The 6973-nt window shown below is 54.0% G+C and carries 4 protein-coding genes and 6 pseudogenes; 4 read left to right on the top strand and 6 right to left on the bottom strand.

What is annotated here, in order from left to right; all coding sequences use genetic code 11:
• The 5 genes and pseudogenes from LH128_RS02885 to LH128_RS31870 all read right to left on the bottom strand — a co-directional run.
• Window positions 1-393: pseudogene (locus LH128_RS02885) on the bottom strand (IS5/IS1182 family transposase); the annotation flags it as partial.
• 302 nt (window positions 394-695) lie between these two features.
• Window positions 696-1655: a glycosyltransferase family 2 protein gene (locus LH128_RS31885; RefSeq protein ID WP_008828076.1), complete on the bottom strand. Its 960-nt coding sequence runs from the start codon at window positions 1653-1655 to the stop codon at window positions 696-698.
• Window positions 1652-2215 (bottom strand): DapH/DapD/GlmU-related protein, encoded by a 564-nt coding sequence (locus LH128_RS31880; protein WP_008828075.1) that lies wholly within the window; start codon window positions 2213-2215, stop codon window positions 1652-1654. Before LH128_RS31880 ends, LH128_RS31885 begins: the two co-directional genes overlap by 4 nt.
• Before the next feature lie 33 nt (window positions 2216-2248).
• A pseudogene (locus LH128_RS34955) lies at window positions 2249-2449 on the bottom strand (CatB-related O-acetyltransferase); the annotation flags it as partial.
• Between the two features lie 393 nt (window positions 2450-2842).
• Complete coding sequence (locus LH128_RS31870; RefSeq protein ID WP_083910072.1) at window positions 2843-3976, bottom strand: glycosyltransferase; 1134 nt, start codon at window positions 3974-3976, stop codon at window positions 2843-2845.
• Between the two features lie 978 nt (window positions 3977-4954).
• Here LH128_RS31870 and LH128_RS34950 point away from each other — a divergent pair.
• Together LH128_RS34950 and LH128_RS02870 are read left to right on the top strand one after the other, a co-directional pair.
• Window positions 4955-5398, top strand: coding sequence for a transposase family protein (locus LH128_RS34950; RefSeq protein WP_008828074.1), 444 nt, complete (start codon window positions 4955-4957; stop codon window positions 5396-5398).
• Window positions 5399-5456: 58 nt separating this feature from the next.
• Window positions 5457-5741, top strand: a pseudogene (locus LH128_RS02870) (IS66 family transposase); the annotation flags it as partial.
• A 50-nt stretch (window positions 5742-5791) separates the two neighbouring features.
• Here the strand turns inward: LH128_RS02870 and tnpC are convergent.
• Window positions 5792-6451 (bottom strand): annotated as a pseudogene (tnpC, locus tag LH128_RS02865) (IS66 family transposase); the annotation flags it as partial.
• On the opposite strand from tnpC, the pseudogene LH128_RS34280 reads away from it, so the two are divergent.
• Together LH128_RS34280 and LH128_RS33080 are read left to right on the top strand one after the other, a co-directional pair.
• Window positions 6445-6531 (top strand): annotated as a pseudogene (locus LH128_RS34280) (IS66 family transposase); the annotation flags it as partial. The pseudogenes tnpC and LH128_RS34280 overlap by 7 nt on opposite strands.
• A 350-nt stretch (window positions 6532-6881) precedes the next feature.
• Window positions 6882-6973 (top strand): annotated as a pseudogene (locus LH128_RS33080) (IS5/IS1182 family transposase); the annotation flags it as partial.

Raw genomic sequence — 6973 nt, 5'->3', positions numbered from 1 at the left:
GTAGCCGCGATCGACATAAGCCCGCTCAACGGTGACGCCGGTCAGGCGCTCGACTTGCTCGATCTGCCCGGACAGGGTGTGGCCATCATAGGGGTTGCCGGGCAACGCCTGCATGCCGACGATGAACTGGCCGCCGGCGGTGCGGGCGTTTGTCACCGCGATCGAGGTCTTTACCCCGAACTCGTAGCGGGTCCGCGCCTTGCCCTTGGCGATGCATTCCACCTCGGGCGCGTGCAGGGCATAAAGCTTGTCCGTGCTGCCAGCCTTCTGGGTGAGGATCTTCGCCACCCGCTCGCGGACGACGGCAAAGGCGGCCTCGAGTTCCTCATTTCCGGCGATCTTGCGGCCGATGTCGCGGTCGAGCCGGCCCAGCCAGGTGCGAAGTTTGCGCACCCAACGCATCGCCTGCTTGTGACCGCGCCCGTGGATCAGCCGGGAGACATCGCGCCGAGCCTGGCGGCCCACCCGCAGGAATGACTGGCGCAGCTTGATACCGTGCTTGCGGGCAATCCGGTTCAGCCACTCGATGCCGCGTAGCAGCAGGTGGCTGTCGGTGGGATGGGCAATCGCCTAGGCAATCTGCTCTTCGGTATAGCGACTCTTCTTCACGGCATGCTCCTTCAGCACGAGGATCACAGTACCGGAAAACTCTCATTCAAACCGGAGAAAGAAACAGGGGGGACGTCAAACATACGTCATAAACGAATGGCTGGTTTTTCAATGCTGCGCGTCCGAGGTGCCAAGTTTTTTCCTGTCAACTTCTCTAGCATAGTAAGACGCTCAGCAGCGCTCACCAGCGGTCGCAGGTGACGATCAAATTCGTATATCTTTGCGCCAACCAAAAATCGATACCAAAATCCTTGGAGAAAATGATAAATCAGGCCTGAACGTCCATCCAGAAACCCTAACTGAAAAATATACCTCCAAACAAAATACAGCAAAGGTCCCATCCAGAACGGTAGATTATTGTATATTTTTTCTTTTATAAACCTTTTAAATGAAGCCTGAAATGAAGCAGATTCGGAAGTCACCGTGAACTCACCGGGAAAAAGATTATACCTCTCATTCAAGGCATCAATGGCTTCTCGCACCGCATATTTGTTATGTTTATCTGTGAAAAATGTTAAGTCGTTGAGGTTTATATCGGAAAAATAGTTTTCCAACATAACTATTTTTCCAGAATTAACTACGATATGTTCATCCATCCATCGGTCTTCGATCCTGCCTTTGCCGCTTCGCCATAACCGCGTTAGAATTAGCGGATAGCGTCCACCATGTCGCACCCATCTCCCCATGAAAATGTGACGCCGTTTGAAATTTATGCCTCCAATTTCTGCGTCTACGGTGAGCTCCGGCAACTTTTGGTTGATTTCTGCTGCAAGAGCGGGATCAATGACTTCATCTGCGTCAAGACGCATCGTCCATTCCGCATTGATAGGAAGATTTTCCAAACCCCATTGAAATTGATCTGCATAATTGACGAAATCGCGTGAGACCACTTTCGCGCCATGCCGCATCGCGATCGATACTGTCGCATCCGTCGAGAAAGAATCGACGATGAATATCTGCGTTGCAAAAGAGGATATCGATTCAAGCGCGCGGGCAATATGGCGCTCTTCGTTAAATGTCAGTATTACGACAGCGACGGTGGTCATTCCGGCACTCCATTACGCCTGCCGATGATACGACCAGGTGATCCAACTACGACATGGCCACTTTCGACGGACCGACTGATAACCGAACACGCCCCAACCACTGCGTCTGACCCAATCGTAACGCCCGGCAAAATAAAAGCCCGGGCACCGACGAATGCATTGCGCCCAACGGTAATTTTACCAACCATCAAGTTCATCGCAGGACTAAGCAAATCGTGCGTTCCCGTGCAAAGGTAAGCCTCCTGCGCAATTGTTGCGCCCTGAGCAATTTCAATTTCACCAAGTGAATAAGCATTCGCGCGATCGCCGAGCGCCGAGCCATCATACATAGTCAGGTGCCAAGGGATATGAATACGGGCACGCTGATGAATGAACGGCCTGCCGTGAATTTTAGCCCCAAATCTCCGCAAAACAAATAGTCGCCATCTGTTGGCTGGTTTGGGGGTCCAGCGGCACAACAGCGGCCATGCATAAGACCACGCCAGCATTGCGAGGCGCACACGTGCCGACCAAGGGCTGTCCGAGGGCACCTGTTGATGGTCAAACCTGTAAAGTTCCACGCCTTTCTCTACTCCAGTTCTATTCACGCTAGATCAGGGCTGCCCAAATAGCATGTGTTCGTAGCGAAAAATATCAGCATCAGAAAATCGTTTTCTGATGATCCGCGCAGGATTTCCACCTACCACAACAAAAGGTGGAACATCTTTGGTCACAACCGCGCCTGCTGCCACAACGGCACCACGGCCGACCTTTACCCCGGCTCGGATAATCGCGCCATGCCCTACCCAGACATCAGCTTCGAAAATCGTGACCTCATGTAACCAACGAAAAGCAAGGCGCATACATGTGTCCACGTCATCAACGCCGTGATCATTCCCAACAATTTGAATTCCGGTTGATAACATAGTCAAATCACCGACAACTATTGGGCTGCCAGCGCGAAAACCACTCCCAATATAGCCGAAACGCCCTAAACGGCTCCCTGCCGGCACGAATGTCGAAAAACCTAGCTGAAAGCCTTCGCCTATCTCCGCAATGTTCCTTCGGCGCTTCAACAAAAAATTGATAATGACGCGCGCCATCGCTTTTCTGCGAGAATCAATCTTTGTACGACATTGCGAGAGCACCTCATCCGCAACATACATTGGCTTTTGCACGTGCGGGACTTCACCTCTGCGTTTCATTGCCTAGGACACCGTTCCAATTAAATTTTCGATCACGTCCTCAATCAATTTTCGTTGGTTGGCGGGATTCCATTTTTCCGCAATAATCGCTTGGCAAGCTTCGCGAGTCACACAACGATCGACGTCTCGATTCAACCACTCACTTATCGTACGAGCCAGATCTGTGGCGTTGTTGCGCTCAAAAAAAGCACCACTTACCCCAGGCTTGATTGCCTCGACTTCAGGCATTTGCGCATCAAAATCTCCATGCGTAATCGCAGGAGTACCGTATGTAAGACTATGCACCGCAGTAAGGCCAATTTTTCCTGGCGAAACTGTTATATCCGACCAATAAATAAGCCTCGCGATTTCATCTTCATCATAGCACGAGCCATAGAAGCATACTGTGATACCCAATTCCGAAGAAAGGTTCTCAAGCGCCTCTCGCTCTGGTCCATCTCCAATTAAAAGGATATTTACAGGACGGCTGCAATCAGCAAGCTGCCTTGCCGCATGAAATAGGATGTCGAACTGACACAAAGTCGTGAGGCGCGCTGTACAGATGAGAAGCGGGCGATCTGATTCTACAAAGAGGTTTTGCGGCCTAGATGACAATTGCGTCGTCGATTCGATTTTGGCGAGAGACAACTGCGCTTGTTCAAAATCAAGGCTATTGTAAATTGGATGAACCTTGTCCTTTGCAAAGCCCTCATCATAAGCAATGCGCGCCGCGCGTTCCCCATAAACCAGCACGCAATCTGCTAAGCTAAAATACAAATTCCGAAGGCGTGAGATTTTCGCAGGATGTTTTTTCAGCCAACCATGCGCCCAGAAGATTACTTTCTTGCCGAGAAAACGCCCCAGCAGGGCGATAGCAATCGTCGCTGGCATATTCGGATTGGCCAGCACAATGATCACCTTATTTGATTTGTCAAATAGCGGCCTCGAGTAACCGCTCAACAACCAAAATCTCCCCCAGCGCCGAAACCCAAGAGGTTGAATGCAAACATCCGCTTCACCTCTAAAGGGCTTTATCCCTTCAACTTCATCTAAACTTCCCCAAAAATTGTAATTATTACGGCCATTTATTGATAGCTCACGAACAATCGGAGCACGATAATGAGGAAAGTGGTGATAAATTACACTTACTCCCACCATCACAATATTCCTTTATCTGAAATTACAATCGCACGAATTTTCCGCATAATGTAATTCCGTAAATCTTCATCTGCATCAGAGATGCGATAGCCAGCAACGATCATTGTCTGGACGTCCAAACCATAAATCACTCAAACGCTTTAAGCATTGAAGATATTCTATAGATAGCCTTCCCATGAATCTAGCGGCACCTGCCAAATGCGATTTTTGAGTTCCGCCGATCGAACTTCTATTCCCGAGACGTGGGGGCAGTAATTTTTCAAACGTCGTAAAGACGCGCCATGTTCTTACTAAATTCTTGCCATACGCCTCCCGCTGAATTGTAATGCGACGGGATTACTGATAAGTACAAAGCTTTTGTTCGAATATGCGCACCTTTGAGCAGGGAATATTTTTAGCCAAGGTGTCAGTACTAGTTGCCACCTTCCCACGACTCAAACTGCGCTCCTTCCGATTGTCCTATCTTGAAGCAAAATTCACTGCTCCAAGACGGCGCACGCGCCCGACTTCCGCACGCTTGAGCCTTGGCCTCCATGCTGCAACTGCACACAGCAGATCTATACGGATTTCTAATCAACTCGAATAGAGCCTTTTTACGATGCTACTCGACCGCTGGCTTCTCTTCAGACAGGCGGGGGTGGCGGCAGCGTCGGATTCAACGTTAAAGCTCCTGACCTGCCCACCGGCGGTCCTTCGATCATAACGAGAGTCTTGCGATGGATGTGATCCGGCACCATTCTCTGGGTGCGCATCCGCTGAGCGGCGCGTTGCCGTGTGTCAATGGGCACCGAACTTTCCCGAGATGTGGGCTCTCCCGCACTTTTGGTGCAGCCGATGAAACAAACCATGAATCTGGGGGATTCTTGATTGCTCCGTAGGTGGGAGCTTCCGAGCCGTGTCCAGACGAGTCCTGCCGCTTCTTCCTCGCCAGTTGGTCGTGGAGCGTGCGATGCTCAGCCCTGAGTAAGTCGTTATCCGGTGTCGTTCCCGATCGACGGGATCGCGCTGCCCGACTTGTCGCGAAAGTCTGCGTGGCTGCATAGCCGATATAAGCGGCGCATCGCAGACCTGCCCTGGCAGGGGAGGTTCGTAACTCTGCTCATGCAAGCACGCCGCCTGCGCTGCTCCAATCAGAACTGCAGGCAGCGGATCTTCGTCGAGCGCGCTGACGAAATTGCTGCCAGCCACTCCAGACGTTCCGTACGGCTACGCGAAATCCAGCGCACCGTTGGCCTGGCGCTTGGAGGCGAAGCTGGCGCGCGGCTTGCCGATCGCATTGGCATGCGAACCAGCCCAGACACCGTGATCCGCCTGGTCCGGAATGGCCGGCAGATGATGAAGGGATCGCCCCGGGTTCTAGGCGTCAACGACTGGGCGTGGCGGAAGTGGCCTGAGCCCGAGGTTTCTACCAGTTATGAGTAGAGCCTGTGCCCGGTTTGATGCCCAAGCGTGGGCGTGATGGCAAGAACCGGGTTGGGGGTATGTCCCCGGCCGCTTCCGCGTCGTCCGTCATGTCCGCCCCAAACTGTCCTGCGACCGCTGCGATGCGATCAGTCAGGCACCGCCCCCGGCGCTTCCCGTGCCGCGCGGCCGTGCTGGTCCCGGCCTGCTGGCCCACGTCATCGTTTCCAAGTTCGCTGATCACCTGCCGCTGTACCGCCAATCGCAGATCTACGCGCGAGAGGGTGTCGAGATCAGCCGCTCGACGATGGCGGACTGGCTGGGCCAGGCAAGCTGGCTGCTGCAACCACTCGTCGAGCGGATCGCCGATCAGTATCCATACGCCGAAGGCGGCAGCATCAGCATCAGCATCAATTAGGTGGACGTAAGTTGCCACTTCCACGGGAGCAATTCGTCGAAGCTGGCGATGGGATGATTGGAGATGCGAGCGAGCACATCGGCTAGCCATGCCTGAGGATCGATGTCGTTGAGGCGACAGGTCTGGATCAAAGAATACGCGATGGCCGCGCGTTGTCCGCCGCGATCCGAGCCGCAGAATAGCCAGGCGTTCCTGCCAAGAGGCACGCAGCGCAGCGCGCGTTCTGCAGCATTGTTCGAAAGGCACACCTGGCCATCATCGAGGAAGCGGGTGAAGGCGTCCCATCGGCGGAGCATGTAGTTGATGGCCTTGGCGAGGTCATGGCTGCGCGACAGCTTCGCGAGCTGCTGCGAGCCATCCTTCAGTTCAGCCATCAGCGGGGCGCTGTACTCCTGACGGGCAGCGAGCCGTACAGCGGCCGACCTGCCGTTGATATCCCGCTCGATGGCGAGCAGCGTATCGATCTTTTGCACGGCCTCCAGGGCGATCGGATAGATGAAGCTGGCCTTCTTGCCGCGGCTCTTCTTACGCGCCGCGCCCTCGACGTCGGCGAGCTCGAAGAACTTCCTACGGGCATGAGCGAAGCATCCTGCTTCCAGGCTAAGCCCAGGCTGACGGCCGGACGCATAAAGCTCGCCGTAGCCGGCATAGGCATCCTCGCGCCCATCTGGCAGGATACACCGGGATTCTCCAGGTCGACAGATATGCCGGTTTTAACGCCCTGTTCGAAGAAGGCTGGGCGGATAAGCCCATGACGCGCGCAAATTTCTAGGCTCATGCACGCCGAGAATTCTTCAAGCTCGTCGACATCCGGCAGCAGTTCAAGCGCAGGAATAAGGGCTCCGGGCCGCTCGTCTCACCGCTGGCGACCGAGACGCTCAAGATCATCGATCGGCTCTTTGCCGCGTGGTTCGGTCTGACGCCCGAAGACCATGCCACTGGCAGAAGGACGCTATGGGGCAAGAGAACAAAGGCTGGCACAATCAAAGCCCGAGGGGTCCTCGCCCCTTAGAGCCCGCCCCGAAAGTTGTTGAGCAATACCAGCATGTTGTGATTCACGCCGTCCTGCGAGAGATGGAGTGAACAATGGCATGGACTGGTATTGCCCGGCAGGAGCATAGCCGGAAAGGGTTGCGCTATTCCAGCGATATGACGGACAGGGAGTGGGAATTGGCGGC

This window comes from Sphingomonas sp. LH128, from assembly GCF_000293195.2.
GTDB classification, from domain to species: Bacteria; Pseudomonadota; Alphaproteobacteria; order Sphingomonadales; family Sphingomonadaceae; genus Novosphingobium; species Novosphingobium resinovorum_A.
This window is presented reverse-complemented; position numbering and strand designations above follow the sequence as displayed.

Excerpts from the sequence above, each read along its gene's own strand:
- LH128_RS31885 (WP_008828076.1), bottom strand. The coding sequence starts at position 1,655 with ATGACCACCGTCGCTGTCGTAATACTGACATTTAACGAAGAGCGCCAT.
- LH128_RS31870 (WP_083910072.1), bottom strand. The coding sequence starts at position 3,976 with ATGGTGGGAGTAAGTGTAATTTATCACCACTTTCCTCATTATCGTGCT.